Genomic DNA, 26,445 nt, shown 5'->3' with positions numbered 1-26,445 from the left:
CGTCAGCCGTCCCGGCCGCGATCTTTTTGGCTTTTGCCGGGCGCCGCTGCGACGCCTGGTCGGGGCTCGGCGTGTTGCGCACAGCCTCGGTCAGCATCTCGCGCAATTCAGCCTTGGTTTTGGGTGGTTCTCGCTTGCTCGGCTTTTGCCAGTTGGTCATTTACCCTATATGGGGATGCCCGAGGCAAAATGCTACCGTCCGCTCAAGGTTTCGGGCTTACGGTAGCCACCGGAGGCGGAACGGCCAGAAGAAAACAAACCGATTCCACCAGGAGTTCATGGGCACGGTCGACGATATCGTCCAGCGATGGCGTCTTTGCGAACATGGCCTGGGCTTCAGCCAGCAACTGGTCACGCGTTGGCATGATGGGCAGATGCAGGTCGGCACGATGCTGCAACAGGAAAAGCGCGTCTCGCACCGACATTCCGGTCTCATGGACCGACGATTTGATCGCCTGCGCGATGTATTCGGGATTGAAGCGACCCGCGAGCTGCTCGGCCGTTCGCTTGATCACGCGTGATCCCAGGCGCTGCTCATTGCGGAGAACCAGCGCGGGCGGCGCCTTCAGATCCCAGACAACACCGAGCCAGGACAAGGCCACCAGAACATAATAGGTCACGTCAATCTCCCACCAGCGGAAGCCTTGCCGCGCACTGCTTTGGTAGGCGTGATGATTGTTGTGCCAACCCTCACCCATCGTAATCAGGGCCAGCAGCCAATTGTTGCGGGAGTCGTCGCCCGTCACATACCGCTTGCGTCCGTGAACATGTGCGAGGGAGTTGATGCAGAACGTGGCGTGATACACCAGCACGGTGCTCCAGAGGAAACCGACCACGAGCCCCGGCCATCCGCCAATGAGGAAGCACAGGACTGCGACCACGACCGCCGGCAAAAGCTCGAACCTGTGCAGCCACATCAACTCTGGATACGCGGCAAAATCCGAGATTTTCGTCAGATCGGTTGCGTCGTGCTGTCGATAGAAAATCCAGCCGAGATGACTGTACACGAGGCCCGTGTGCAGAGGGGAATGCACATCCTGCTCGGTGTCCGAATGGAGATGGTGGTGCCGATGTTTCGCAGCCCACCAAAGCACGCTTTTCTGGGCGCTGCTCTGGGCAAGGAAGGCAAGGATGAATTGAAAGGCCCGGCTTGTTGAGTAAGCGCGATGCGAGAAGTACCGATGATAGCCCGCCGTGATCGCAAACATGCGCAGCCAATAGAGAACCACGCAGATTGTAATCGCTTGCCATGAGACGCCCGACCAGATCGCCGCCAGACATCCTGCGTGGACCAGCAGGAACGGGAGCACCTGCGGGTACATGATGTCGTCGTGTTGCGGCTCTGGATCGATATTGGTGGACACGCTCGCGACCTCGATTGCTTCAATGCGCGGGCCGCCCCGCAGGCGGACGGCTCAAGTCCCGGTCTTGGCGGGCATTGCGCGCGGTGTGATAAAGAGAAGCCCGCGGCCGGGTGACCAGTCGCGGGGTCGCGAAACCAGAGGCTCTGCCAGTACATCCGTGGTCAAAGCAGCATGGCGCCGATTGCGGCGGCAGCTTACGCGGCGCGCAGATTGTCCGCAGCAGATTTGCCGGTCCGGCGGTCTGCAACGACTTCAAAGGAAACCTTCTGTCCCTCGTTGAGGGTGCTCATGCCGGCGCGTTCAACGGCGCTGATATGAACGAAGACATCCTGGCCTCCCTGGTCCGGCTGAATGAAGCCGAAACCCTTTTGGCTGTTAAACCACTTCACAGTTCCCGTATTCATGGGAGATCGTCCTTCAATAGATGCGTGTTTGGAACCGCACTCGAGAGCGCAGCAGGCTTATTCGAAGTTTTGGGGGGAGGGTCGTCAGTCAGGCGCGCTACCAGCGGCGAGGCCAAGTCGTTCGGCCGAAACTCGAATGACGGTACATGGCTACTATTCGATCATTCCGCAAGTGGCTTCCCCCTTCCTGACCTCAATCGCTACGTCCGCCTTGCCCCTGGGGCAACAGCTGAAATCCACGTCTCCCTGCGGCAAGTCGTCCGCTTGACCGTACAGCGGGGACATCGCGCGTGCGCGTGCGCTACTCCTTCTTCGCCGTCAGCCCGTCGACCATCGCGCGTGTCAGGGTGCCGATCTCGCTGCGCAGTGCGTTGATCGGCACCGCGATCAGCTTGTGCTCCAGCCCGAGCGCGACCATGCCGTGCACGGCGGAGAACAGGCTGCGCGCGGTGACGCCGAGCTGCGCCGGCGAGCGCTGCGGGAACAGTGCGGCGAGCGGCTTGTAGATGTGGCGGAACAATTCCATCTGTTCCGTGATGGCCCATTCCGGCACCGGCTTGCCGGGCTGCATGCGGTGCTCGAACAGCGCGCGCCACAGTTCGAGATTGTCGGCGGCGAAGTCGCAATAGGCCACCGCGATGCGCACCAGCATCTCACGCGGCGCCGCCGCCCCGCCGATCTCGGCCAGCGACAGCGAGGCGTCGAGCCGGGCCAGCGTGCGCGAGCCGACGCGCAGGATCAGCTCGTCGACATCCTCGACCAGATTGTAGACGCCGCCGTTGGCGACACCGATTTCCTGGGCCAGTTCGCGCGTTTTCAGGCCGCCGAGACCCTTTGTCGCAATCGCCCGTTCCGCCGCCTCGATCAGCGCTTCCCGCAGTTTCGCACGTCGTTCCAATGCTTTGGACATGTTTTACCCGCCGTTAACCATATTCTTGAGCGTCGCTCAAATAATACTTGAGCAATGCTCAGCATGTGGTACAAGAGATTCATGAGCGATGCTCATAACAGGGAGTGACCAAATGTTCAAAACTGTTTTGACTCTTTTCCGCGGCAGCGTGGCGGTCGCCGAAGAGGAACTGCAAGACCGGACCGCGCTGGTCATCCTCGACCAGCAGATGCGCGATGCGGCCGCCGCCGTCGACCGCTCGAAGCGGACCTTGGCACTGGCGATCGCCGGCGACCAGCAGGAGGGCCGGCGGCTTGACGCCACCAACGCCCGGATCGCCGATCTCGAGGTGCGCGCGTCAGCGGCGCTCGAGGGCGGCCGGGAAGACCTCGCCCGCGAAGCCGCGCAGGCGATCGCCAACCTCGAAGCCGAACGCGATGCCGCGATGACCGCGCGCACCCTGTTCGCCACCGAGATCACACGGCTGAAGCGTCACGTCGGCAACGCCGAGGCGCGGATCGCCGAGCTTGATCGCGGCCGGCGCCTCGCCCGCGCCTCGGAGGCGGTGCGCTCGCTGCGCCGGAGCGGCATCGAGGCGGCGCGTCCCTACGAATCGACGCTGCCGGAAGCGGAGGCGACGCTGAAGCGGCTGCGCGAGCGGCAGATCGAGATCCAGGCGGCCGACGACGCGCTGTTCGAAATCGATACCGCCTCGGGGCCGCTTGTCGTCGCCGAGAGGCTCGCCGAGCAGGGCTTTGGCCCGCGCATGAAATCGACCGCCGACGACGTGCTGGCGCGGCTGAAAGCCAAGCGTCCGCCCCAAACCTGAAACCTCAAGCCTGAAGCCTGAAGCCTGAAACCTGAAACCAAGCCAACTTCAAACCGGATATCATCAAGGAGACGACCATGAACCAGACCATCCAACCCCACAGCGGCGCCTGGGTCACCTTCACCTACGCGTCCTTCGCAGCCTCCGCCTTCCTCGTCGGCATCGGCGTGTTCTTCCTGCCGATCGATCTCTGGATGAAGGGCTATCTGACGATGGGCATCGTGATGCTGATCCAGACCTGCGTGACGATGACCAAGACGGTGCGCGACAATTACGAGAGCGGCAAGTTCGTCAACCGCATCGAGGATGCCAAGGCCGAGCGCCTGCTGATGGAAGTCTCCAAGGCGGCATGAGAGGCGGCCTGAGCCGGAGCCAAGACGAAGCGGCGGGTGTTTTGCACCCGCCGCTTTCGTCGTTGGGGGCAACTTGTTCCGTTTCCGGAACGGCTTGTTTACCCTGCGGCCAACAGCGGCAGGTTGCGCTCATGGCTCTTTAACAGGCCTGAGTGCAGAGATCGCGCCCGAGGGACAGAGAAATGGCGTCCACGGATGATCCGACCCCGGCCTCGCGCGGCGGCAGGGGCTTTGCGAAGGCGCGCGCGGCCTTTGACGGCCTGCGCAGCCATGCCGGCTTTTGGCTGAAGGCGCTGTCGCAGCCGACCATCGATCTCACCTTGCGCACCCAGGCCGGCCAGCGCACCCGCATCGTCGAATCGCCCGGCGTGTCGCTGCCGACGGCCGAGCTCGACGCGCTGGTCGCGCAGCTGCGCATCGTTGCCGCCAAGACGCTTCCCGAGGAGAGCCTGACCTACGGCATCTTTTCCGGCGAGCCGGAGCGGCTGTCGCGCGCCGTCGTCACCCTGATCTCCGAGGAGGACACCGGGCGGCCGATCGCCTTCAACGCGCTGTCGGTGATGGACGTGCCGCTCGACGGTGAGCCCGCTGAAGTCACCCATCTCGGCCTCGTCATGGTCGATCCCGATGTGCGCGGGCAGGGGCTGTCCTGGGTGCTTTACGGCCTGACCGCGCTGGTGCTGTTCGCCCGCGACGGGCTGCGGCCGAAGTGGATTTCGAACGTCACCCAGGTGCCGGCGGTGGTCGGCATGGTGAGCGACACGTTCTCGGACGTGTTCCCGTCGCCGCAGCCGGGCGCGCGGCAGAGTTTTGCGCATTTGCAGCTCGCGCGCGGCATCATGGCACGGCATCGCGCGGTGTTCGGCGTCGGCGAGGAGGCCGGCTTCGACGAGGCGCGCTCGGTCATCACCAATGCCTATACCGGCGGCTCGGACGCGCTGAAGAAGACCTTCGAGATCGCAGCGAAACATCGCGATGCCGTCTACAACGAATTTTGCGCGCGCGAGCTGGATTACGGCCGCGGCGACGACGTGCTGCAGCTCGGCCGCGTCGATCTTGCCGGCGCGCGCCGTTACCTGATGAGCGAAGTGCCGTCGGGCTCGCTGCCGGCGCTGCTCGCGGCGTCCGGGATGCTGGCGCTGCAGCGGCTGGTGTTGCCGGTGGTCTACTGGCTGGACGACAGCCGCGCCTTCGGCACGCTGCGGCCGCGCAGGCACGAGAGCGGGGGGACGCGATGAATTTCGACTATTACTCCTTCACCGGCCGCAACATCGGCTTCATCGACGAGCACGAGCAGCAACTGCTGCGCCAGGCGCGGGTGTTCGTCTGCGGCGTCGGCGGCATGGGCGGCGCAGCCTTCATGGCGCTGGCGCGCGCCGGTGTCGGCAAGTTCGTGATCGCCGACATCGACCGCTTCGAGGTCTCCAACCTCAACCGCCAGGTGTTCGCCTTCGCCGACGAGGTCGGCCGCGAGAAGGCGGAGGTCGCCGCCGAGGCAGCCAAACGCATCAACCCGACCATCGAGATCGAGGTGCTCGGCGAGAACTGGACCGATGAGCTCGCCGGGATCGCCGCGCGTTGCCCGGTCATCGTCAACGGCATGGACGACATTGCGGCCGGCGTGCATTTGTACCGGACGGCGAAAGCCGCTGATGCGACCGTGATCGACGCCTATATGTCGCCGCTGCCGTCGGTGATCGTGGTGCGCCCGCACGATCCGAGGCCCGAGGAGCGCCTCGGCTTTCCGACTACGGGCAAGGACTGGACTGATATCACCGAGGACGACCGCCGCGCCGCGATGCGTGCCGAGATCGAGCACGTGATGCTGCACTCCTCGTCGCGCAATTATGTCGATCTCGCCATTGCCGGCGAAGTCGCGGCCGGCCGCCGCAGCCGGATGTCGTTCGCGCCGATGGTGATCTCGACCGGCATGCTGATGGCCTATGAGGCGGTCGCGCTGATCCTGGGCCGCACCTCCGGCACCGATTGCCGCGGCTGGTTCCTCAATCCGCATCGGCCTGCGATCGAGCGGCCGCGCAATGCGCTGGTCGCCGCCCTGATGCGCCCGCTGGTGCGCCGGGCGATCGAGCAATTGACGGGCAGCACATGACCTCGGGGGCGATTGCCGATTCCATCGTCAATCTCTGCGGCGCCATCGGCCTTGCGGTGGCGATGATGACGTTCTACCGGCGCGATCCGAAGAGCCCGCTGACCCGCCGCCTGCTGCTCGCGCTCGGCGTGATCGCGATCCTGTTCCTCGACCGCGGCCTTGCGTGGTGGACCGGAAGCCGCCTGCTCGACCGCCTCTCGGTGATCCCGGCCGCACTGATCCCGCTCGGCGCCCTGATCGTCACCGAAGGCATCTTGCGGCGCCACGCGCCGCGCGCAGTCAAGATCGCAGCGCTCGGCGGCGGCATCCTGCTCGGCCTCGGCGGCCTGTTCGGGCTGCAACGCTTCGCGATGCCTTACGCGATCACGCTGGCGCTGTTTCAGCTGCTTGCTTTCGCCACCTGCGCGCTGCTGCTGGCGACGCGCGACCGCTCCTCGCTGATGGCCTCGGAAAACCGCAGCATCGGCCGCATGGCGGTCGGCGCGCTGGTGGTGATCCCGTTCATCCTGACCGACTTCCGCACGCTATTCCCGGACATTCCGGTCCGGCTCGGCGCGCTCGGTGCGCTGCTCACCGTGACCGTGATGTTGATCGCCGGCGGCGGCGCCGAGACCCGCCGCCACGGACTTGCGATGATGGCACTGCGGCTGATCTCTTCCGGCCTTCTGGGGCTCGCCGCCGCCTTCATGGCGCCCGACGTCGACGCCGCGCAGATCGTCCGGTTCGTCGCGGTTGCGATTGCCGGCGTGCTGACCATCGGGCTGATGACGGACGCGCTGCGCGCGCTGTTCGAATCGCAGGAGCCCGGCGTGCTCAACTCGGTGGCGGCGTCGCCGGCACAGACAAGGGAGCAGTTGATCGCCGAGCTCGCGCGGCATCCGATCTTCGAAAGCGCGCGGCGCTTTCGCGAGAACGAGCTGGCGTCTTACGATCCGCCGCTGCTCCGCGATTTCCTGTCGGCGAGGCGCGTGCTGCGCCGGTCCGAGGCGCCGTGGGGGCTGGCGGCGGTTGATCCTGCGGCCGAACGCATGGTCTCGCTGATGACGGCCAACAGCGCCTCCCATGTCATCGTGCTCGCGCATGATCCGCTCGATCTGATCGTGCTCGCCGTACCCGTGACCGCGGCCGATCCCGCCACCGAAACGGCGCTGGCGCTGGTGCGGCGGCTATTGGCGCTGACCCCGGAGGCCAAATGACGCTCGAGATCAGCGAGGGCGACCGCAAAGCGGCATTCGACGCCGCGCTCAATGCCTATGGGCCCGACAGTCTCTACGTGCCGCCGCTGTGGAGCGATTTCGAGCGGATGTTCGATGCCGCGAAGAACCCGTTCGTTACCGAGGGCCACGGCCGCTACGCGCTGTTCTCCGCGCATCGCGACGGACGGCCGGTCGGCCGCATCGCCGCCTCGATCCACGACGCCTCCAACCGCAAGCACGGCACCCGCCACGGCGCATTCGGCTTCTTCGACTGCATCGACGAGCCCGAGGTGGCCGATGCGCTGCTGCGCGCCGCCGAGCAATGGCTGTCCGCGCGCGGCATGAGCCGCATCGCCGGCAATTTCAATCTCACGGCGATGCAGCAGATCGGGGTGATGACCGACGGGTTCGACCATGCGCCGTTCACCGACATGATGTGGTCGCCGCCGCATATCGCGCGCCACCTCGAACGCGCCGGCTATGCCGCCACCTTCCCGATGACGACGTTCGAGATCGCGCTCGACGGCGGCAAGCCGGAGCAATTGCTCGGCGACAAGCAGCGCGCGGTGCTGGCCGACAAGGACTTCGTCTGGCAGCCGATCAGGCGTTCCGCCTTCAAGGTGCGGCTGGAGGATGCCCGCCTCATCCTCAATGACGGCTTTGCTGACAACCCGATGTTCGTGCCGCCGACCGCGGCCGAATATCTGTTCCAGGCCGGCGACATGATGTGGATCATCGACAAGCGGATTTCGACCGTGGTCTATCACCGCGGCCGGCCCGCCGGCGCGATCATCGCGATCCCCGACCTCAATCCGTTGATCAAGGCGATCGGCGGCCGGATCGGGCTATCAGCGCTGTTCAGGTTCGTGCAGCACCGCATCATGAACACGCGCGCCGTGCTGATCTATCAGTCGGTCTGCCGCGACCTGCACAATCGCGGCCTCAACGGCGCGATGCTCTATCGCACGGCGCTGGCGTTGCAGGAGGCCGGCTACCGCACGCTCGGCGGCACCTGGATCGCCGATATCAACGGTCCGTCGCTGCGCCAGGTCGAGAAGGTCGGCGCCCAGCCGCTGCACCGGCTGCATCTGTTCTCCAAACGGCTGGCGGCGGCATGAGCGAGCTGACGCCGGATCTGTTGCGCGAGCTGGTCGCGGAGGCGCGACTGGCGCCGAGCGTCCACAACATCCAGCCGACACGCTGGCGGCTGCTCGCGGACGGGCGGCTGGCGCTGGTCGACGACGTCGGCGTACGCGCGCCGGTCGCGGACCCCGCGGGGCACGACGTGCTGGTCTCGCACGGCGCGGCGCTCGAAGGCATGAGCCTCGCGCTCAACCGCCGCGGCCTTGCCATCACCGGTATGACGACGATCGAGCAGCCGCTGTCGCCGCAATTTACCGCGCTCTGCAGCTTTGCGGTCAGGCAGGGCGTTGCGCCCGATCCGCTGGCCGGCCATGTGGCGCGCCGCATGTCGTGGCGCGGCAAGTTCGTGGCGTCGCCTGATGATGCGGCGGCGCTAGCACAGCTTGCCGCCGCGCGGGACGACGTGTTCTGCATTGGGGATCGCCAGGCGATTGGCGAAATCGCTGATTGGGCCGACCAGGCCGAGTTCTCCTTTGTTCGGGGCGACGATTACCGGCAGGAACTGCTCGCATGGATGCGGCTGTCGCCGAGCCATCCGCATTATCTGCTGGACGGTCTCAACCGCGATGCGCTCGCCATGAATGCGGTCGAGGCCAGCGCGGCCCGCTTCGTGCTTGGCGGCCTGTTCAGGCCGCTCGATCGTCTTGGCATCGCCGCATCGCTGCTCGCCGACAGCGCCAAGACCGCCTCGGCCTCGGCGATCGTGCTGTTCTGCCGCCCCGTCGGTGAGGATCCACTCACGACGGGACGGCATTTCTATCGGATCTGGCTGGAGATCGATCGCGCCGGGTTCGCGGCGTGCCCGATCTCGGCGCTATCAGACCATCCCGACTTCAACGACCGGCTGCGAAAACTCGGCAAGTTTGGCGGAGATCTGCGCCTCGTCAATGTGTTCCGCGTCGGTCGGCCGCCGAAACCGCTGAAACCTCGGCATTTCCGCCTGCCGGTCGACCGTCTCATCGTCTAGCATTGCCGAAAATTAGCTGCGATACCCGCTGTCAAAGCTTCATCGGGTCGTGCTATGACGCCGCCCGCTAACCAATGACCGGTGGGTATGATGTCGAAGCAATCGCTGCGCGAGGAGGCCGAGCGCCTGATCCGCGAGACCATGGAAAAGCGGAACCTCGTCATCAAGCAGGGCACGACCCGGATCGAGGCCGTTTGCGGCAAATGCGGCGCGCCGAACCGGGTGCAGGCGGAAAAGGGCCAGTCCCGCGTCAAGTTCGCCTGCAAGGAGTGCGGCCACAAGCAGGAGACGCTGTGAGTGCACGTCATCTGAAGACCGTAGGGTGGGTTAGCTAGCCCATCCTCCGATTCCGTTTGTCCCGTCATCCCCGCGCAAAGGCGAAGCCTTTGCGCGGGGATGACGGTGACAGTGCGGAGATTGGGTTACGCCTACGGTTCACCCACCCGAAGTTACTTGAACGCTTCGCACACCGTGATGTGATCCGGCGCGACCCGGGCTGCGGTCCGCAGCGACGCGGTGCGCCACCAGGCGTCGAGCGCGTGGCGGTCGCAGGCGAGCTTCACGCTCATCCCGCCGGCGGAACTGACCCAGTCGGCAAAGCTCTGATGTGACACCGCGATCACGACGGGAATGTCGGCGTCGAGCGCGCGCTCGATCAGGAAGCCGAGGCCCTTGCCGTCACGTTCCCGCTTGCCGAAGCGGTTGATGATGACGAGATCGGCGCCGGCCGAAAGCGCGTCGGCGACGCGGAGGCCGGCATCCTGCAGCCGCGACAGATCGAGCTTGCAGCCGCTGGCACCAGGGCTCGTGGTACTTGGGCTCGGCGGCTGCGCCAGCAGCAGCGTCTCGCCGCTATGGACCAGCACGGCCGACAGGCTGGAATCCGCGCATTGGCCTGATTGCACCATGCCGACCACGCGCGCGCCCTGCGCCTTCAGATGACAGGCGAAGTCGCGCAGGATGGCATCGGGATCGTCGTGCTTCGTCATAGACCAGGGCAGCAAGATCGCATTGGGCGTCGAACATGATGGGCTCTGTTCGTTGTGGACGGGGAAGGCGGCCGCGGCGCCAGGGCGTCGCGGCCGCGTGTTGTCGGATCAGGCGGCCGGCGGACCGTTGATGATCTGCAGCTGGGTGAATTCGGCGAGGCCTTCCTCGGCGAATTCGGTGCCGATGCCCGACTGCTTGGCGCCGCCGAACGGAATGTTCGGGGCCATGTCGAGGTGCTTGTTGATCCACACCGTGCCGGCCTCGATCTGGGTCGCGATCTCATGCGCGCGCTTGATGTCCGACGACCACACCGACGCGCCGAGGCCGTAGGTGGTGGCGTTGGCGCGCCGGATCACGTCGTCCTTGTCGGAGTACTTGATGACCGGCAGCACCGGGCCGAACTGCTCCTCGTCGACCAGCTTGGAGCCTTCCTTGATGTCGCGCACAATGGTCGGCTCGATGAAATAGCCGGGACGGTCCATCGCGGCGCCGCCGGCGATCACGTTGCCGTTCTTGCGGGCATCGTCGAGGAACGCCTTCACCTTCTCGTACTGCATCTTGTTCTGCAGCGGACCCAGCTTGGTGCCCTGCTTGGAGCCGTCATCGACCACGGTGTTCTTGGCGATCGCGACCAGCTCGTTGCAGATTTCGTCATAGACCGACTCGTGGACGTAGAGCCGCTTGATGGCGAGGCAGACCTGGCCGGAGTTCTGGAACGCGCCCTCGAAGATGCCGGGCGCGACCTTCTTCGGATCGACGTCGTCGAGCACGATGCCGGCATCGTTGCCGCCGAGCTCGAGCGTGATCCGCTTCAAGGTCTGCGATGCGCTCGCCATCACCTTCTGGCCGGTCGCGGTCGAGCCGGTGAAGGAGATCTTGCGGATGTCAGGGTGCTTGGTCATGTGATCGCCGAGATCGTTGGCGTCGGCGATGAAGTTCAGCACACCCTTCGGCAGGATGTCCTTGACCAGCTCGGCAAAGCGCAGTGAGGCCAGCGGCGTGGTCGGCGCAGGCTTCACCACCAGCGTGTTGCCGGCGAGCAGCGCCGAGGGCAGCTTGAATGCCAGGATCAGCAGCGGATAGTTCCAGGGAATGATCGCGCCGACCACGCCGAGCGGGCGACGGTAGGCCTCGACTTTGCGGTCGCCGGAATTCTCGACCACGCGCATCGGCAGATCGAGCGAGCCGAGATAGCGGAAGAAGCCGGCCATGCCCATGACCTCGCCGGTGGCGTCGGCGAGCGGCTTGCCCTGCTCGCTGGTCAGGATGTGGGCGAGCTCGTTGGTGTTGGCCTCGATCGCCTCGGCCATCTTGATGATGAGCTTGCGGCGCTCTTCCATCGGGGTCGCGGCCCAGGCGGGGTAGGCGGCCTTCGCGGCGGCGACGGCCTTGTCGAGCTGGTCCTTGGAGGCGCGCGGGCACTGCGCCACCACCTCTTCGGTCGCCGGATTGAGCACCGGCATGGTCTGGTCGCCGGGTACCATCTTGCCGTCGATGAGAAGCTTGTAATCACTCATAGGCTTTGCTCTCCCTGGTCAAACGGGCCCTTATAGGCCTCGCTATATCCGTGTATATATCACGGTCGCAGGAAGGAAGCCACGGCCATCCACGGCCCGCCCCTCACTGCCGGACCGAGTCAATTCTCTGGAAATGACGAAGAAAAAATCAGCCTGATCTTTGCGGTGATTTATTCGCGGTTGCCGGCCCAGCGTCAACGGGGCAGCCGCCAGCTTCAATCTATTCTAACGCCGCGCGCGACTGCGCCGGATGGGCCGCAGGATACATTGGGGCTGGACGCTGGCCGTACCAGCGATATATTGAACAGAATATAACGATGATCCGGAGTGCCGGTATGCAGATCGAAACCCAGGAGCTCACCACCTGCGAAGTCGCGCCCGACGGCTGCGCTATTTCGCTAGGATTCGTGGACGGCAAGGGCGACCCCGCAACCATCCGCCTGTCGATCAACCAGGTCGGCGCGCTGGTCATGACGCTGCCCGGGCTGATCAGCAAGGCGCTGCAGACCCGCTTCGGCGACCAGACCTTGCGTTACGCCTATCCGTTGGATTCATGGGTGATCGAGCAGTCGACCGATGCGAGCCAGGGCATGGTGACGCTGAAGACATCGGACGGCTTCAGTGTCTGCTTCTCGATCCCGCGCGCGCAGCAAAGCGAGCTCGGCGAGGCGCTGGTGGCGCAGCCCGCCACGCCGGTGCGCGTGCGGGCGAATTGAGCAAGGTGCGTAGGGTGGGTTAGGCGAAGCCGTAACCCACCGTCTTCTTTCGTTACGCGGAGGGTTGGTGGGTTACGCTCGGCCAACCCACGCTCCGGACTATCACCGTCATCCTGAGGAGCGCTCTTGCGCGCGTCTCGGTGGAGCGAAGCGATACCCATCAAATAGCGGGCCGCAGGAGAGAATATGGGTTTCGCTTCGCTCTACCCATCCTCGCGATTCCCTGCCTCTTACTTCCCCTTCACGAAGGCGGCGAACGCGTCGCCGAAATCCGGATGCCAACGCGACAGCGGCGGGCGGTTCTCGACGATGTCGCCGGCGGCCCAGAGGATGCGGCGTTCGTCGAGTGCACGCGGCACGTCGTTATCCGGGCAGAGGATGTAGAAATCGCCGGCCTCGAGGCGCTCGATCATGAAGTCGACGGTCTGCTCCGATGTCCAGGCGCCGGCCGGCTTCTCGGTGCGGCCGCGCGCAGTCAGCCCGGTGAAAACGAAGCCGGGGATCAAGAGATGCGCCGATATCCTGCAGCCGTCGGTGTTGCGCAGCTCGTGCTGCAGCGCCTCGGTGAACGCCTTCACGCCGGCCTTGGAGACGTTGTAGGCGGGATCGCCCGGTGGCGTGGTGATGCCCTGCTTGGAGCCGGTGTTGATGATCAGCCCCGGCCGGCCGCGCTTGATCATGTTGGGTACGAAGGCCTGCGTGCCATTGATCACGCCCCAGAGATTGACGCCAAGGATGCGCTGCCAATTGTCCGCGGGGCCGAACATCGCGCTGCCGGGCTGGATGCCGGCATTGTTCATCAGGATGTCGGTGCCGCCGAATTTCCTGGCGACACTGGCCTCGAGCTCCGCGACCGCGTCCGCGCGGCTGACGTCGACGGCAGCCGTCATGATATCGGCTGCGCCGCCGGGCGCCGCAGATGACAGTCTTGTCGCTGCCGCCTTCAGCCTGTCATCGCCGAGGTCGGCGATGCAGACCTTCATGCCGGCTTCGGCGAACCGCAACGCGGCGGCAAGCCCGATGCCGGACGCGCCGCCGGTGATCACGGCAACATGATTGGCTGATATCACGGGGTGGGGCATCGGTGATCTCCGGACACATAGGTGGCTACTGTTCAAATCCTATCATAGCGCGCGAACCATATGCGCAGGCGCATGGGAGGGTTTCATGCGCGCCGCCCTCGACAACGCCGGCTGCGCTTTACGGTTTCGCGCCTGCGCTGTAGAATCGCCGATATAACGCTTCAAAAAGACCTCAGCCGACATTTTACAGGGAGTGCAAACATGGCTGTTTCGCAGGCTATTCCGATCACGCGCCATCCTTATGCCGATGGCTCCTACAAGAAGATGCTGATCGACGGCAAATGGGTCGACGCCGCCTCCGGCAAGACATTCGAAACACACAATCCCGCGACCGGCGAGTTGCTCGCGACCGTCGCTGAAGGCGATGCCGAGGACATCAACCGCGCAGTCGCGGCGGCGCGCCGCGCCTTCGAAGGGCCGTGGAGCAAGGTGAAGCCGTTCGAGCGGCAGAACCTGCTGCTCAAGCTCGCCGAGCTGGTCGAAGCCAATTTCGAGGAACTGTCCCAGCTCGACACGCTCGACATGGGCGCGCCGATCAGCCGCACCCGCGGCAACAAGCTGCGCGCGCTCGGCATGCTGCGCTACTACGCCGGACAGGCCACCGCGATCCACGGCGAGACCATCGAGAACTCGCTGCCCGGCGAGATCTTCTCCTACACGCTGAAGGAGCCGATCGGCGTGGTCGGCGCCATCATCCCGTGGAACGGGCCGTTGACCGCCTCGATCTGGAAGATCGGCCCTGCGATCGCAACCGGCTGCACCGTGGTGCTGAAGCCGGCGGAGGAATCGCCGCTGACCTCGCTGCGCATCGGCGAGCTCTGCATGGAAGCCGGCATTCCGCCCGGCATCGTCAACGTCGTGCCGGGCTATGGCGAGACCGCGGGCGCCGCGCTTGCCTCGCATCCCGATGTCGACAAGGTCGCCTTCACCGGCTCGCACATCACGGGCCAGTCGATCATCCGCGCCTCGGCCGGCAACCTCAAGCGGGTCTCGCTCGAGCTCGGCGGCAAGTCGCCGGACATCGTGTTCGCCGATGCCGATCTCGACGCGGCGGTGCCGGGGGCGGCGATGGCGGTGTTCGCCAATTCCGGCCAGATCTGCAGCGCCGGCACGCGGCTGTTCGTCGAGCAGAAGGTCTATGACGAGTTCGTCGGCCGCGTCGCCGAGTTCGGCAAGAAGCTGCAGGTCGGCAACGGCCTCGATCCCAACACCCAGATCGGCCCGCTGGTGTCGAAGGATCAGCTCGACCGCGTCTCGGACTATCTCGACATCGGCCAGAAGGAAGGCGCCAAGGCGCTGGCCGGTGGCGGCCGCCTCACCGAGGGCGCGCTGTCGAAGGGCTATTTCGTGCAGCCGACGGTGTTTGCCAACGTGCAGGACAACATGCGCATCGCGCAGGAGGAGATTTTTGGCCCGGTGATCTCGGCGATCTCGTTCAAGGATCCGGACGAGCTGATCAAGCGCGCCAACGCTACCACCTTCGGCCTCGGCTCCGGCGTCTGGACCACCAATGTCAGCAAGGCGCACCAGGTCGCCAAGGCGCTGCGCGCCGGCTCGGTCTGGGTCAATTGCTACCAGGCGATGGACCCCGCGGTGCCGTTCGGCGGCTACAAGATGAGCGGCTACGGCCGCGAGTCCGGCAAGCAGCACGTCGAGGAATATCTCAACGTCAAGGCGGTCTGGATCAAGACGGGTTAGCGCTCGCTTTTTTCTTACCTCTCCCCGCTTGCGGCAGTGCAATCGCATTTGGAATGAACTGATTTTTCCGCACCGTCATGGCCGGGCTTGTCCCGGCCATCCACGTCTTTCTTCGCGTGGAAACGAAGACGTGGAGGCCCGGGACAAGCCCGGGCATGACGAGTTTGCGGGAACACCGATCGCCGCAGCTTCCAAATGCGATAGCCCTGCCGCTTGCGGGGAGAGGTCGGATTGCATCGCCAGATGCAATCCGGGTGAGGGGGTTCTGGTCTCAAGGTTCGGCGCGCTCGCGGAGGGAAGCCCCTCGCCCCAATGCCTGCATGATTTCGGAATATTAGAAATGTATCCCTGATTTGCCCGATGTGTCAAGTTGCCTGGTCGAATGCCGGCGTTCGCCGGCTACTTTGCATGGGGTTGTTTTCGATATTTTCGCAACGCGCCCCTGCGACGGCCGCAGGTTCTTGCGTTTACCGCCCCGCGGCCTTCTTCGGCTTGCCGATGTCGCTGCGCAGCGCCTCGAGGTCCTTGCGCACGGCGCTCGCCGCATCGCGCTCGATCTTGCGGTAACGTGCCACCAGGGAGAGGCCGAACGGGGTCAGCACCGCGCCGCCGCCATTCTTGCCGCCGGTCTGCCGTTCCACCGCCGCCTGCCGGCAGATGCGGTTGATCTCGTCGACCAGGTCCCAGGCGCGCTTGTAGCTCATATCCATGGCGCGGCCGGCAGCCGAAATCGAGCCGCACTCCTTGATCCGTTCGAGGAGCAGAATTTTGCCCGGGCCGATCCGGTCTTCGGCATCGAGATCGATGCGGACGCTTAACGAGGGGAGCAATGTGGCGCTCTGTTTCGACATGGCAAGCCTGCTAGTCTGTTCGGTAGATTGCCACTACCTGCTTTTGCGAACAAGATGAACCCGTGAGATAACGGTCTATTACAAAGAATAATCGGGGTAGGCATGAGTTCTCCGTCGCTGTTTTCGCCGCTCAAGGTCGGTCCCTATGAGCTGAAGCACCGTGTCGTGATGGCGCCTTTGACGCGGATGCGGGCGGCGCGGCCGAGTCTCGCGCCGCGGCCGCTGAACGCGGAATATTATGCGCAGCGCGCCACGCCGGGCGGCCTGCTCATCGCGGAAGCCTCACCGGTGGTCGCCACCGGCTTCGGCAATCCCGGCGTCCCCGGCATCTACAGCGAGGCCCAGATCGCGGGCTGGCGCGAGGTGGTGGATGCGGTGCATGCCAAGGGCGGCTTGATCTTCCTGCAGCTCTGGCACGTCGGCCGCGTCTCGCATTCCTCGTTCCAGCCTGATGGTGCGCTGCCGGTGGCGCCGTCGGCGGTTGCGATCCCGCCCGAGTTCAGGGCGATGACGGCTGACGGCAAGGTGGTCGACTACGAGACGCCGCGCGCGCTCGAGACCGGCGAGGTCGCCCTGATGGTCGAGGCCTACCGCGAGGGCGCGAAGAACGCGCTCGCCGCCGGCTTCGACGGCGTCGAGATCCACGGCGCCAATGGCTATCTGATCGAGCAGTTCCTGCAATCGCGCAGCAATCTGCGCACCGATCAATATGGCGGATCGATCGAGAACCGCGTCCGCTTCCTGATGGAAGTGACACAGGCGGTGACGGAGGTGTGGGGCGCCAACCGCGTCGGCGTGCGGCTGTCGCCCTACGGCATCGCCAATGGCAGCGGCGAGGCCGATCCGATGCCGCTCTACAGCCACACCATCAAGGCGCTCGACAAGTTCGGGCTCGCCTATCTGCATTTCATCGAGCCGCGCGCCTCCGGCACCGGTCGCGCCGACGTCAACTGGCAGAACGTGCCGTCGGCGATGGTGCTGTACCGCCCGATGTGGAGCGGCGTGCTGATATCAGCCGGCAACTTTGTCGGCGACAGCGCGGAGCGCGCGCTCGCCGAAGGTCATGCCGACGCGATCGCCTTCGGCCGCTATTTCATCTCCAACCCGGACCTGCCGCGCCGCCTGCAGCGCGGCTATCCGCTGACCCCGTATCACCGCCCGACCTTCTACGCCGGCGAGGAAAAGGGCTACACGGACTATCCCGTCCACGACGAGATGGCGCAGGCGTAGACGCGCGCTTGTTCTCATAGCCTGGACGAGCGCAGCGCAATCCGGAGCCTTGCATCTGCGGATATGCCGTTCCCGGATTACGCTTCGCTGCATCCGGGCTACAATGGTTCCATCTTCGTCTTTGCGAGCGAAGGGAAGCAATCCATATCTCCCGGTGCGCGGAGAGATGGATTGCGTCGTCGCTTCGCTCCTCGCAATGACGGTGAGCAAATGGAGCGCATCCCGATGTTTCCGGAAGACGACGAGTTCACGTCGAGCAAGAAGCCAAAACCCGTCGCACTCGCAAAGCCTGCGGCCGGGCAATGCCTGTGCGGCAAAGTGCGGTTCGAGATCGACGTGCCGGCGCGCTGGGCCTGGCACGATCACACCGCCGCCAGCCGCCGCGCCCATGGCGCGGCCTATGCGACCTATGTCGGCAGCTGGAAGAAGCGCTTCCGCGTCACGCAGGGCGCGAGCGAGCTCTCGCGTTACGAGGATGCCGCCAGCAAGACGGCGCGCAGCTTCTGCGCCAATTGCGGTACTCCGATTTTCTACGAACGCGCGCGTTCGCCGCACATGGTCAACATCCCGCGCGCGCTGTTTTCGGGCCGCACCGGCCGGCAGCCGCTCTATCACATCGCGATCGAGGAGCTGCAGGAATGGGCCTATGCCGGCGAGCCGCTGGTGCCGCTGAAAGGCTATCCCGGCGTGGTCTGGCAGCGCTCTAAAAAGAAGAAGCGCAGCGATCGCGAGGGGATGTTCTAGGCTCTGAAGCCGTCGAAGAAAGAGAGGGGCCGAAGCCCCTTTCCCAGTGCTTACCAGCGGTGCCAGTGATGCCGATGGTGCCAGCGATGCCAGTGGCGCCAGTGGTAGCCGTGACGCCAATGCCTGTGCCAGCCCCAGGGACGATGCCAGCCGCCGTAGCCGTAACCACCCCAATACTGCGGATGGTAATAGCCGCCACCGTAGTAATGGCGGTGCCAGCAACGGCCCCATTCGTTGCAGACGTAACCGGCGGGGACGACGGCTCCCGCCGCAGGGACTTCGATTGGCGTCGCAGGCGCCGGCGCGCCGGAGAGAGCAACACCACCGAGTGCGGCGATGCCAGCAAACGCTGAAACGAGTTTCATGAATATCACCTCCTTTAACATCCGTTGGAGGCGATGAGCCGCGAGCCGGTTCGGCGCATTACGCAGGTTTAATACCGATCAAGCTTCGTTGAATGGATCGCCGATCGCTGATGCGGGATTTTGCGCCCGCCTGACCGCAACGCGAACGATCGTCTCCATGAGGCGCGCGCCTGAGGAATGCAGCCATGAGCACCCGCTCGATTGCTCCCGTCACGCAAGTTTGGTCATCTCCGTCGTCCCGTCGGTCAACGACGCCGGGGCCTGGAGGGAACATGAAGAATCGCATCACCGGCCGTTCGGCATTTCTGGCGCTGCTGAAGGATGAGGGCGTCACCTATCTGTTCGGCAATCCCGGCACCACCGAACTGCCGATCATGCACGCGCTGAAGGACCATCCCGATCTCACCTATGTGATGGCGATGCAGGAGAGCCTGGTGGTTGCGATGGCCGACGGTTTCAGCCGCGCCTCCGGCAAGCTGGTGGCCTGCAATGTCCACGTCGCGCCGGGCCTCGGCAATGCGATGGGCTCGCTCTTCAACGCAAGCTTCACCGGCACGCCGCTGATCCTCACCGCCGGCCAGCAGGAGCAGGGCCATGGTCTGACCGAGCCGGTGCTGTTTGGCCCGCTGGTGCAGATGGCGACGCCGCTGGTGAAATGGGCGGTCGAGGTGACGCGGCTCGAAGATCTGCCGCGCATCGTGCGCCGCGCCGCCAAGATCGCGACCACGCCACCGACCGGGCCGGTGTTCATCTCGCTGCCCGGCGACATCCTCAATGCCGAGGCCGGCATCGAACTCGGCCGCTCCACCCGCATCGACACCCGCGTCAGGCCGTCGGAGGATTCCTTGAAGGCGCTGGCCGCGCGAATCCTGAAAGCGGAGCGTCCGGTGATCGTCGTCGGCGACGAGATCGTGAAAAGCGACGCGCTGCGCGAGGCGGCCGATCTGGCCGAGACGCTGGGCTGTCCGGCCTGGCAATCGCCGACGCCCTATGGATCGCATTTCCTGTCCGACAGTCCGAGCTTCATGGGCGCGATCGCGCGGCTGCAGAAGGTCGCCCGCGACGTGCTGGCGCCGCATGATCTGCTGATCGCGCTCGGCGGCGATCCGCTGCGGATGTCGGTCTATAGCGAGGTCGATCCGTTGCCGGACGGGCTCTCGATCGTGCAGGTCGGGCTGGTCGACAGCGATCTTGCCAGGAATTATGGCGCCGAGATCGCGGTGAAGGCCGACGTCAAGGAAACGCTGCGCGCGCTGGTGCCGGCGTTGAAGGAACTCGGCGGCGGCGCGCTGGAGACACGCGCGAAGCAGGGCCTCGCGGCGTTGTCGACGAAGAACTGGGCGGCGAAGCGCAAGGCGCTGGTCGAGCAGATATCGAAGGCGAGCCAGAAATCGCCGATCGATCCGGACTGGCTGGCGCTGCAGGTCGTGGAAGCGATGCCCGACAATGCGATCCTGGTCGACGAGGGGCTGACCTCGTCGCGCCAGATCATCGGCTTGCGGCCGCATCGCGACCGCTACGGCTATCATGCGCTCGCTTCGGGGGGCATCGGCTGGGGCCTGCCGGCCGCGGTCGGCGTCAGCCTCGCCAATCCGCAGCGTCCGGTGGTGTGCTATTCCGGCGACGGCTCGTCGATGTATTCGATCCAGTCGCTATGGACCGCGGCCAACCACAAGCTGCCGCTGAACTTCGTGATCGTGAATAATGGCGGCTACCGCATCATCAAGCAGCGCCTGCTCGCCTTCCATGGCGACGACAATTACGTCGGCATGGATTTCATCGATCCGCCGGTCGATTTCACCGGCGTCGCGCGCGCGCTCGGGCTCGAGGCGATCAAGGTCACCGATCCGCAGGAGTTGAAGGGCGTGATGAAGTCGGCGTTCGCTCGGCCGGGCGCGAAGCTGATCGAGGTGGTGGTGAGCAATTCGGTGAACTGAGTTTTCGCCGCGCGCTCAATTTATCACCGTCACCCCGCGCAAAGGCTTCGCCTTTGTCGCCGGAGGAGCGCGAAGCGCGTCTCGAAGGGTCGACGGCCCGGCTGGTGGCCGTCGATCCTTCGAGACGCCGCTTCGCGGCTCCTCAGGATGACGGGACGAGCAGAATCGTAGGGTGGGTTAGCGAAGCGTAACCCACCGCCGGTCTCACCTGCACCACAAGCGTTTGTCGGGCGAAGATGGTGGGTTACGCCTTTGGCTAACCCACCCTACGCAGCTACTCCGCCGCAGCGCTCCGCTTCACCCGGTACCGGCTCGCCGGATGTGTCGCGTCGAGCCTTGCACGCCCCGCACCGAACAGCTTCTCGCGCAGCGTGCCCTTGGCATACTCCCGCTTGTAGCGGCCGCGCCTGGTCAGCTCCGGCACCAGCATGTCGGCGATATCCTCGAAATCGCCCGGCGAGATCGCGAACGCGATGTTGAGGCCGTCGACGTCGGTGTCCTCGAACCATTGCTCGATCTTGTCGGCGACCTGCTCGGGCGAGCCGACCACGACCGGGCCGGCGCCGCCGATGCCGACATGCTCGGCGACCTCGCGCACGGTCCAGACCCGGTCGGGATCAGCGCGGGTGACATTGTCCATCGCGGAGCGCCCTGCATCGTTCTGCACATGCCGCACCTCCTGGTCGAGCGAATAGGTCGAGAAGTCGACGCCGGTCCAGCCCGACATCAGCGCCAGCGCGCCCTCATGGCTGATATGGCTGCGATACTCGGCATACTTCGCCTTGGCCTCCGCTTCGGTCGGCGCCACGACCACGCACATCATCGAGAACATCAGGATCTCGGCTGCGTTGCGGCCCTTCTCGGCGGCAAGCTCGCGGATCGCCGAGACCCGCGGGCCGATCACTTTCGCTGAAGGCCCCGACATGAACACGCATTCGGCGTGCTCGGCAGCGAACTGCCGGCCGCGCGGCGAGGTGCCGGCCTGATAGAGCACCGGCGTGCGCTGCGGCGACGGCTCCGACAGGTGGATCGCGTTGAGCCGGTAGTTGCTGCCTTCGTGCTCTACGCGATGCACCTTCTTTGGGTCGGTGAAGATGCCGCGCGCGACGTCGCGGATCGCGGCGTCGTCCTCCCAGCTGCCTTCCCACAGCTTGTAGACCAGCTCCATATATTCGTCGGCGAGCTCGTAGCGGTCGTCATGCGCGGTCTGCTTGTCCTTGCCGGCGCCGCGCGCGGCGGAATCGAGATAGCCGGTCACCACGTTCCAGCCGACCCGGCCGCCGGTCAGATGGTCGAGCGTCGACATCCGTCGCGCGAACGGGTAGGGCGGCTCGAAGGAGAGATTGCTGGTGACGCCGAAGCCGAGGTTTTCGGTCACCGCGGCCATTGCCGGGATCAGCATCAGCGGTTCGTTTGCCGGGGTCTGCGCCGCGTTGCGCAGCGCCGCATCCGGATTGCCGGCATAGACGTCGTAGACGCCGAGCACGTCGGCGAGGAACAGCCCGTCGAACCGGCCGCGCTCCAGCGTCTTCGCCAGATCGGTCCAGTAGGACAGCTTGTTGTAGTCCTTGGTGCGGTCGCGCGGATGGGTCCACAACCCCGGCGACTGATGCGCCACGCAATTCATGGCAAAGGCGTTGAGCCGGATTTGCTTTGTCATTGTCGAAACCTTGAGCGCCGCTTCGATTGCTGCCCGGTCAGATGCCGGGCGTCCCTGCATCAACTTGTTGCGACTTCCCACGTTTTGGCAAGGCCCATTCGCATTTCACGCCCTTCCGGTCGTGATCCGATCCCGATAGGTTGCGCCTCTCCAGAGCATGATCCGGATGTGCGACGGAGCTTTCCGGCGGGATCATGCCAAGAGATCATGTCAAGACGGGACCGGACGAAGGAACAATCATGGCGACACGGGCCGACGCAATCGCAACGGTGCGAGAGCATTTTCAATCGGGACAGTTCTTGCAGGAGCTGGACCGCAGGGTCGGCTACCAGACCGAGAGCCTGAATGCCGACAAGGCCAGTGCGCTGCACGCCTATCTGGTGGAAAATCTGCAGCCGGCCTTCGCCGAGCTCGATTTCAAGACCCGGCTGATCGAATCGCCGACCGGCCGCGGGCCCTATCTGATCGCCGACTACCAGGAAGATGCGGCGCGGCCGACTGTGCTGACCTATGGTCACGGCGACGTCGTCGACGGCATGGTCGGCGAATGGCGCGACGGGCTCAATCCCTGGCAGACCACGGTCAGGGGCGATCGCGTCTATGGCCGCGGCACCGCCGACAACAAGGGCCAGCATTCGATCAACATGGCTGCGCTGCGGGCGGTGAAGCAGGCGCGCGGCGGCAAGCTCGGCTTCAATGCCAAATTCATCATCGAGACCGGCGAGGAGATCGGCTCGCCCGATCTGCGCGAGGTCTGCGAGGCGCATCGCGAGGAGCTGAAGGCCGATCTGTTCATTGCCTCCGACGGGCCGCGGCTCTCGGCGGAGCGGCCGACCATCTTCCTCGGCTGCCGCGGCGGCAACCGCATCCATCTCGACGTCAATCTGCGCGATGGCGGCAATCATTCCGGTAATTGGGGCGGTGTGCTCGCCAACCCGGCGACGATCCTGGCGAACGCAATCGCGAGCCTGGTCGACGGCAAGGGCCGGATGAAGCTCGAGATCCTCAAACCGCCGCCGATCTCGAACCGCGTCCGCGCCGCGCTCGCCGACGTCAAGGTCGAACCGACGGCGGACGAACCTCAGCTCGCGGAGGATTGGGGCGAGGAAGGCCTGACCGCGGCCGAGCGGCTTTACGCCTGGAACACGCTGGAAGTGCTGGCGATGTCGTCGGGCAATATCGACAAACCGGCCAATGCCATCCCCGGCAAGGCGAACGCGGTGCTGCAGCTCCGCTTCGTGGTCGGCACGAGATATCTCGAAGTGATCGATGGCGTGCGCGACTATCTGCACAACAACGGTTTCCCAATGGTCGAAGTCTCCGGCGCGCAGCGCTTCGGCGCCTCGCGTACCGACATGGACAGTCCGTGGATCGACTGGGCGGCGAACTCGATCCGCACCACCACCGGCAAGGCGCCGGCGGTGCTGCCGAACTTCGGCGGCTCGCTGCCGAACGACGTGTTCTCCGAAGGCCTCGGCCTGCCGACGATCTGGGTGCCGCATTCCTATCCGGGCTGCTCGCAGCACGCCCCCGACGAGCACATCCTGCTGCCGGTGACCGAGGAGGCGCTGACCATCATGGCCGGCCTGTTCTGGGATCTCGGCGAGACGGCGCGTAAGGGTTGAAGGGCGGCGCGCATTTTTCCCCGTCATCAAGTCGCTGTATTACGGGCCGCTCGCCGCGCTGATGTCGGAACTGTTCCGCCGGCGACACGTGCCACCGGGCTCGGCCTCAGCTACAATATTGGCGTCACATTGTTCGGCGGCATGGGTCCGGCGATCATGACCTAGATGTTTTGCGCCGATCGGCGAGCTCGCACCGGGCTATTACCTCACCGGCGTCTGCTTGCTCAGCCTGTGGGCGCTCTTCACCATCCGAAGGTTGCGGTTGGCTTGATTTCGTGATGCGAAATTCGAAAATCTTCATTGCTGCACAGCAGCGAAGATAGTTGAAATCAAAGTTTCATCTGACGAAAGTATACGATGTCCGGCGAGTGTCATCCGTTTTAGGATGACGCTTCGCCGGACGCGTTCCATTGGTCGTGTCCGGTTCAGACTTCGGATTGAGGGCAAGGAAGAAGGCATGAACGCCTCCACGACTGCGACGGCGCGGACCAGCCGCAAGAGGCCACCGCCGGAGCCGGGCCAACCCGACAAGTTCAACGCGATCCAGAAGGTCTGCGCGATCCTGCGCGTGCTGGCGCAGCGCTCGCCGCTGCGGCTCACCGACATCGCCGACACCACCTCGCTGAACAAGGCGACCGCGCTGCGCATCCTCAACTCGTTGATCGAGGAAGGTTTTGTCTCCAGGGTCACAGGTGCCAAGACCTATGAGCTCGGCCAGGAGGCGCGGGTGATGGCGGTCGGCGCGCGGCGTTCGGTCGACATTGCCGAGCTGGCGCAGCCGAGCCTGTTGCGTCTGTCGGAGCGCTCAGCCGATACGGCATTGTTGTCGGTGCGCTCCGGCGTCGAGGCGCTGTATCTGGCGCGCTCGGTCGGCAGCCATCCGCTGCAGCCGAATTATCTGCAGATCGGCAGCCGCCGTCCGCTCGGCGTCGGCGCCGGCGCGCTGGCGCTTCTGGTCTGGCTGCCGGATGCCGAGATCGAGGCCGTGATCGAGGTGATCGTGCCGCGGTTGGCGAAATCGCCGCGCATCACGCCAAAGTTCCTGCGCGAGCGGATCGCGATGGCGCGCAAGGCCGGTCACACCGTGCTGATCGACGCCGCATTCCCCGGCATGGGCGGCGTCGGCGTTCCCGTCCGCGACGACGCCGGCGAGGTGGTCGCCGCGCTCTCGATCGGTGCCGCATCCGACCGCATCCGCCGCCGCGAAGGCGATCTCGCCGACATGCTGAAGAAGGAAGCCCAGGTGCTGGCCCGCGCGATGGCCCAGGCGCCGAAGAACGGGCGTGTGGTGAAGGCGGGTTGAGACGGGTTGTCTACGAGTAGGCCGTTCCGCGGACTGACTTCACCTCTCCCGCTCGCGGGGGAGGTCGGATTGCATCGAAGATGCAATCCGGGTGGGTGCTTTCTCCACTAGGCGACTCGCGGTGATACCCCCACCCCAACCCTCCCCCGCAAGCGGGAGAGGGAGCGCAGTTCCGATGCGGCTGCAGCTCGACTTCCGCAGAGCCCCTTCATCCAGCGCCACCTGAGCGCCGGGCCGGCGCGGTGAGCACCAAGCAAACCCCCGCACGGTCGACCTCGCGCCTTGTCAGGAACCAAGCGGCTCAGTCGAGGCGATGCAGCCGGCCGCCGGTCGTCGGCAGGTGGACCACGACGGTGCCGACCAGCGGATTTTCCAGCAGGATCGACACCCGCTGCGGGTCCTCCGCAACCAATCTGCCCGCGATCGGCGGGGAATTGGCGTCGTTGATCTGGTAGCTCACGCGTGCGCCGCCAACGGCCGCAGAGACCGGCGCTTCGCGGGCTACTCTGAGCGCTTCGTCCCTGCCGATGTCATGGCGTATGCCGTGTCCGATCGCGCGCATTCTCGCCTCCCAGGCGCGCAGGCCCGGATGCTGGTCCAGCAACGCTGTCGTGCGTCCCTTCCCCCAGCGGATGAACGCGACATTGTGGAAGACTTGAAGATCGGCTGCACTCGGCTGCTCGCCTGCCAGAAACGGATTGCCGTTCTCCAGCTGCAGCTCCAGCAGCCTCAAGTGCCGATGCAGTGCTTCGGTCAAGCCGGGTATTGCCGCGCGGAACGCCTCGGGATCGAACGGCCGGCCCCGCAGCGCCGAGCGATCGGCGATGAAGGCCTCGCTGACATCCCAATCTCCTGAGAACAGCAGGCCCACGACCGTCGGAAACAGCTTCTCGTCCGCCCACAGACGATAGGTCTCCGTGGTGGCTCGGCCGCATGCAAAGATCGACGGGGCGGGAAAGCGGCGCTCGATCTCGTCCAGAATAAGCTCGCTGTCGCAATAGACGTCGCTGCCGATCTGAAGCACCGGGATGCGGCGGTATCCTCCGGTCAGCGCGATCAGTTCCGGCTTGGGCATGATCGACGGCTGGTTGCAGGCCCACCAAGTGAGGCCCTTGAGGCCGAGCGCGCCGCGGATTTTTTCGGAGTACGGCGAGATGTCGTACTGCTGAAGAATCAGGGCGTTTTGATCTGCCATCATAATTGGCTCTCTTTCGGCCTGGTTGCGGCCTGGGCGAAGGGCGCAGTCTCGAACTGCGCGCCCTTCTCGCGGAGGAGAGCGATCCTGATCTTCTGGGCGAGCGGCGAAAGCGGATGCTGATGCAGGATCACTTTGTGGGGCCGTGCGGGGCAGAGCCATTCTACGCTGCTCAGGTCACGGCGAACAAGGCGAGCGGGGAGGGCGCGGAGGTCCGCGCCATGGACTCGCAAGCCGCGTTTGGTCAAGCGAATAATCCAGGGAACCCAAGGGCATC

25 protein-coding genes are annotated in these 26,445 nt (G+C 65.1%); 15 read left to right on the top strand and 10 right to left on the bottom strand.

Translation table 11 applies throughout. The features are described 5' to 3' along the window. Positions 1-203: 203 nt before the first annotated feature. The 3 genes from K359_RS51665 to K359_RS0110760 all read right to left on the bottom strand — a co-directional run bounded on the left by K359_RS51665 (position 204) and on the right by K359_RS0110760 (position 2,678). Positions 204-1,322 (bottom strand): acyl-CoA desaturase, encoded by a 1,119-nt coding sequence (locus K359_RS51665; protein ID WP_156928448.1) that lies wholly within the window; start codon positions 1,320-1,322, stop codon positions 204-206. Between the two features lie 236 nt (positions 1,323-1,558). Continuing rightward, positions 1,559-1,768, bottom strand: coding sequence for a cold-shock protein (locus tag K359_RS0110765; protein WP_029079350.1), 210 nt, complete (start codon positions 1,766-1,768; stop codon positions 1,559-1,561). 301 nt (positions 1,769-2,069) lie between these two features. Beyond that, positions 2,070-2,678 carry a TetR/AcrR family transcriptional regulator gene (locus tag K359_RS0110760; protein ID WP_029079349.1) on the bottom strand — a complete coding sequence of 203 codons (609 nt, stop codon included), beginning with the start codon at positions 2,676-2,678 and terminating at the stop codon, positions 2,070-2,072. 112 nt (positions 2,679-2,790) lie between these two features. On the opposite strand from K359_RS0110760, the gene K359_RS0110755 reads away from it, so the two are divergent. From K359_RS0110755 to K359_RS0110720, 8 genes are all read left to right on the top strand, one after another. Further along, positions 2,791-3,486 (top strand): PspA/IM30 family protein, encoded by a 696-nt coding sequence (locus K359_RS0110755; RefSeq protein WP_029079348.1) that lies wholly within the window; start codon positions 2,791-2,793, stop codon positions 3,484-3,486. 77 nt (positions 3,487-3,563) lie between these two features. Further along, positions 3,564-3,839: a YiaA/YiaB family inner membrane protein gene (locus tag K359_RS0110750; RefSeq protein WP_029079347.1), complete on the top strand. Its 276-nt coding sequence runs from the start codon at positions 3,564-3,566 to the stop codon at positions 3,837-3,839. 182 nt (positions 3,840-4,021) lie between these two features. Continuing rightward, positions 4,022-5,077: a hypothetical protein gene (locus tag K359_RS0110745; RefSeq protein ID WP_198031133.1), complete on the top strand. Its 1,056-nt coding sequence runs from the start codon at positions 4,022-4,024 to the stop codon at positions 5,075-5,077. Then, the gene (locus K359_RS0110740) at positions 5,074-5,949 is read left to right on the top strand and encodes a ThiF family adenylyltransferase (protein ID WP_029079345.1); all 876 of its coding nucleotides are present in this window, start codon (positions 5,074-5,076) and stop codon (positions 5,947-5,949) included. Before K359_RS0110745 ends, K359_RS0110740 begins: the two co-directional genes overlap by 4 nt. Beyond that, on the top strand, positions 5,946-7,145 hold the full coding sequence (locus tag K359_RS0110735) for a hypothetical protein (protein ID WP_029079344.1): 1,200 nt from the start codon (positions 5,946-5,948) through the stop codon (positions 7,143-7,145). The genes K359_RS0110740 and K359_RS0110735 overlap by 4 nt, the downstream gene beginning before the upstream one ends. Further along, positions 7,142-8,263: a hypothetical protein gene (locus K359_RS0110730; RefSeq protein WP_029079343.1), complete on the top strand. Its 1,122-nt coding sequence runs from the start codon at positions 7,142-7,144 to the stop codon at positions 8,261-8,263. Before K359_RS0110735 ends, K359_RS0110730 begins: the two co-directional genes overlap by 4 nt. Then, positions 8,260-9,255, top strand: coding sequence for a hypothetical protein (locus tag K359_RS0110725; protein ID WP_029079342.1), 996 nt, complete (start codon positions 8,260-8,262; stop codon positions 9,253-9,255). The genes K359_RS0110730 and K359_RS0110725 overlap by 4 nt, the downstream gene beginning before the upstream one ends. 90 nt (positions 9,256-9,345) lie before the next feature. After that, a complete protein-coding gene (locus tag K359_RS0110720; RefSeq protein WP_029079341.1) occupies positions 9,346-9,552 on the top strand; it encodes a hypothetical protein in 207 nt (68 codons plus the stop codon). 152 nt (positions 9,553-9,704) lie between these two features. On the opposite strand, the gene K359_RS51660 is transcribed toward K359_RS0110720, so the two are convergent. Together K359_RS51660 and K359_RS0110710 are read right to left on the bottom strand one after the other, a co-directional pair. After that, positions 9,705-10,244, bottom strand: a complete 540-nt coding sequence (locus K359_RS51660) for a DUF2478 domain-containing protein (protein WP_245284572.1) — start codon at positions 10,242-10,244, stop codon at positions 9,705-9,707. A 108-nt stretch (positions 10,245-10,352) separates the two neighbouring features. After that, on the bottom strand, positions 10,353-11,762 hold the full coding sequence (locus tag K359_RS0110710) for an aldehyde dehydrogenase family protein (protein WP_029079340.1): 1,410 nt from the start codon (positions 11,760-11,762) through the stop codon (positions 10,353-10,355). 335 nt (positions 11,763-12,097) lie between these two features. Here K359_RS0110710 and K359_RS0110705 point away from each other — a divergent pair, with 335 nt between their 5' ends. Further along, positions 12,098-12,478, top strand: coding sequence for a hypothetical protein (locus K359_RS0110705; protein ID WP_029079339.1), 381 nt, complete (start codon positions 12,098-12,100; stop codon positions 12,476-12,478). Between the two features lie 230 nt (positions 12,479-12,708). On the opposite strand, the gene K359_RS0110700 is transcribed toward K359_RS0110705, so the two are convergent. Then, on the bottom strand, positions 12,709-13,560 hold the full coding sequence (locus tag K359_RS0110700; protein ID WP_029079338.1) for an SDR family oxidoreductase: 852 nt from the start codon (positions 13,558-13,560) through the stop codon (positions 12,709-12,711). 201 nt (positions 13,561-13,761) lie between these two features. Here K359_RS0110700 and K359_RS0110695 point away from each other — a divergent pair, with 201 nt between their 5' ends. Beyond that, entirely contained in the window at positions 13,762-15,258 is a 1,497-nt protein-coding gene (locus tag K359_RS0110695; RefSeq protein WP_029079337.1) for an aldehyde dehydrogenase family protein, read from the top strand. A gap of 467 nt (positions 15,259-15,725) precedes the next feature. Here K359_RS0110695 and K359_RS0110690 read toward each other — a convergent pair whose 3' ends face one another. Continuing rightward, complete coding sequence (locus K359_RS0110690; RefSeq protein WP_029079336.1) at positions 15,726-16,109, bottom strand: winged helix-turn-helix domain-containing protein; 384 nt, start codon at positions 16,107-16,109, stop codon at positions 15,726-15,728. Positions 16,110-16,211: 102 nt separating this feature from the next. On the opposite strand from K359_RS0110690, the gene K359_RS0110685 reads away from it, so the two are divergent. Together K359_RS0110685 and K359_RS0110680 are read left to right on the top strand one after the other, a co-directional pair. Further along, a complete protein-coding gene (locus K359_RS0110685; RefSeq protein WP_029079335.1) occupies positions 16,212-17,339 on the top strand; it encodes an alkene reductase in 1,128 nt (375 codons plus the stop codon). 225 nt (positions 17,340-17,564) lie between these two features. After that, on the top strand, positions 17,565-18,083 hold the full coding sequence (locus K359_RS0110680; protein ID WP_029079334.1) for a GFA family protein: 519 nt from the start codon (positions 17,565-17,567) through the stop codon (positions 18,081-18,083). A 50-nt stretch (positions 18,084-18,133) separates the two neighbouring features. On the opposite strand, the gene K359_RS58720 is transcribed toward K359_RS0110680, so the two are convergent. Further along, positions 18,134-18,448, bottom strand: coding sequence for a hypothetical protein (locus tag K359_RS58720; protein WP_084518359.1), 315 nt, complete (start codon positions 18,446-18,448; stop codon positions 18,134-18,136). Positions 18,449-18,720: 272 nt separating this feature from the next. Between K359_RS58720 and K359_RS0110675 the strand changes: the two genes are divergently transcribed. Next, entirely contained in the window at positions 18,721-20,385 is a 1,665-nt protein-coding gene (locus K359_RS0110675) for a thiamine pyrophosphate-binding protein (RefSeq protein WP_029079333.1), read from the top strand. A gap of 274 nt (positions 20,386-20,659) precedes the next feature. Here the strand turns inward: K359_RS0110675 and K359_RS0110670 are convergent, their stop codons facing one another. After that, positions 20,660-22,045: an LLM class flavin-dependent oxidoreductase gene (locus K359_RS0110670; protein ID WP_029079332.1), complete on the bottom strand. Its 1,386-nt coding sequence runs from the start codon at positions 22,043-22,045 to the stop codon at positions 20,660-20,662. Between the two features lie 239 nt (positions 22,046-22,284). Between K359_RS0110670 and K359_RS0110665 the strand changes: the two genes are divergently transcribed. Further along, complete coding sequence (locus K359_RS0110665; protein ID WP_035976417.1) at positions 22,285-23,670, top strand: M20 family metallopeptidase; 1,386 nt, start codon at positions 22,285-22,287, stop codon at positions 23,668-23,670. Between the two features lie 457 nt (positions 23,671-24,127). Next, positions 24,128-24,973: an IclR family transcriptional regulator gene (locus tag K359_RS51655; protein WP_051346086.1), complete on the top strand. Its 846-nt coding sequence runs from the start codon at positions 24,128-24,130 to the stop codon at positions 24,971-24,973. A gap of 301 nt (positions 24,974-25,274) precedes the next feature. Here K359_RS51655 and K359_RS0110655 read toward each other — a convergent pair whose 3' ends face one another. Further along, positions 25,275-26,330: a glutathione S-transferase family protein gene (locus K359_RS0110655; RefSeq protein WP_084518345.1), complete on the bottom strand. Its 1,056-nt coding sequence runs from the start codon at positions 26,328-26,330 to the stop codon at positions 25,275-25,277. Positions 26,331-26,445 lie beyond the last annotated feature (115 nt).

The sequence above is a fragment of the Bradyrhizobium sp. th-b2 genome (assembly GCF_000426785.1).
In the GTDB taxonomy this organism is placed as follows: Bacteria; Pseudomonadota; Alphaproteobacteria; order Rhizobiales; family Xanthobacteraceae; genus Bradyrhizobium; species Bradyrhizobium septentrionale.
Note: the sequence above shows the minus strand (reverse complement) of the source record. Positions and strands in the feature narration are given on the sequence as shown.

Coding starts and splice junctions, on each gene's coding strand:
- K359_RS0110735 (WP_029079344.1), top strand. CDS start 5,946: ATGACCTCGGGGGCGATTGCCGATTCCATCGTCAATCTCTGCGGCGCC.
- K359_RS0110745 (WP_198031133.1), top strand. CDS start 4,022: ATGGCGTCCACGGATGATCCGACCCCGGCCTCGCGCGGCGGCAGGGGC.
- K359_RS0110675 (WP_029079333.1), top strand. CDS start 18,721: ATGAAGAATCGCATCACCGGCCGTTCGGCATTTCTGGCGCTGCTGAAG.
- K359_RS0110680 (WP_029079334.1), top strand. CDS start 17,565: ATGTTTCCGGAAGACGACGAGTTCACGTCGAGCAAGAAGCCAAAACCC.
- K359_RS0110665 (WP_035976417.1), top strand. CDS start 22,285: ATGGCGACACGGGCCGACGCAATCGCAACGGTGCGAGAGCATTTTCAA.
- K359_RS0110670 (WP_029079332.1), bottom strand. CDS start 22,045: ATGACAAAGCAAATCCGGCTCAACGCCTTTGCCATGAATTGCGTGGCG.
- K359_RS0110725 (WP_029079342.1), top strand. CDS start 8,260: ATGAGCGAGCTGACGCCGGATCTGTTGCGCGAGCTGGTCGCGGAGGCG.
- K359_RS51665 (WP_156928448.1), bottom strand. CDS start 1,322: ATGTACCCGCAGGTGCTCCCGTTCCTGCTGGTCCACGCAGGATGTCTG.
- K359_RS0110710 (WP_029079340.1), bottom strand. CDS start 11,762: ATGAGTGATTACAAGCTTCTCATCGACGGCAAGATGGTACCCGGCGAC.
- K359_RS0110720 (WP_029079341.1), top strand. CDS start 9,346: ATGTCGAAGCAATCGCTGCGCGAGGAGGCCGAGCGCCTGATCCGCGAG.
- K359_RS0110655 (WP_084518345.1), bottom strand. CDS start 26,330: ATGGCTCTGCCCCGCACGGCCCCACAAAGTGATCCTGCATCAGCATCC.
- K359_RS0110695 (WP_029079337.1), top strand. CDS start 13,762: ATGGCTGTTTCGCAGGCTATTCCGATCACGCGCCATCCTTATGCCGAT.
- K359_RS51660 (WP_245284572.1), bottom strand. CDS start 10,244: ATGACGAAGCACGACGATCCCGATGCCATCCTGCGCGACTTCGCCTGT.
- K359_RS0110685 (WP_029079335.1), top strand. CDS start 16,212: ATGAGTTCTCCGTCGCTGTTTTCGCCGCTCAAGGTCGGTCCCTATGAG.
- K359_RS0110705 (WP_029079339.1), top strand. CDS start 12,098: ATGCAGATCGAAACCCAGGAGCTCACCACCTGCGAAGTCGCGCCCGAC.
- K359_RS0110700 (WP_029079338.1), bottom strand. CDS start 13,560: ATGCCCCACCCCGTGATATCAGCCAATCATGTTGCCGTGATCACCGGC.
- K359_RS0110760 (WP_029079349.1), bottom strand. CDS start 2,678: ATGTCCAAAGCATTGGAACGACGTGCGAAACTGCGGGAAGCGCTGATC.
- K359_RS0110755 (WP_029079348.1), top strand. CDS start 2,791: ATGTTCAAAACTGTTTTGACTCTTTTCCGCGGCAGCGTGGCGGTCGCC.
- K359_RS51655 (WP_051346086.1), top strand. CDS start 24,128: ATGAACGCCTCCACGACTGCGACGGCGCGGACCAGCCGCAAGAGGCCA.
- K359_RS58720 (WP_084518359.1), bottom strand. CDS start 18,448: ATGAAACTCGTTTCAGCGTTTGCTGGCATCGCCGCACTCGGTGGTGTT.
- K359_RS0110765 (WP_029079350.1), bottom strand. CDS start 1,768: ATGAATACGGGAACTGTGAAGTGGTTTAACAGCCAAAAGGGTTTCGGC.
- K359_RS0110690 (WP_029079336.1), bottom strand. CDS start 16,109: ATGTCGAAACAGAGCGCCACATTGCTCCCCTCGTTAAGCGTCCGCATC.
- K359_RS0110750 (WP_029079347.1), top strand. CDS start 3,564: ATGAACCAGACCATCCAACCCCACAGCGGCGCCTGGGTCACCTTCACC.
- K359_RS0110740 (WP_029079345.1), top strand. CDS start 5,074: ATGAATTTCGACTATTACTCCTTCACCGGCCGCAACATCGGCTTCATC.
- K359_RS0110730 (WP_029079343.1), top strand. CDS start 7,142: ATGACGCTCGAGATCAGCGAGGGCGACCGCAAAGCGGCATTCGACGCC.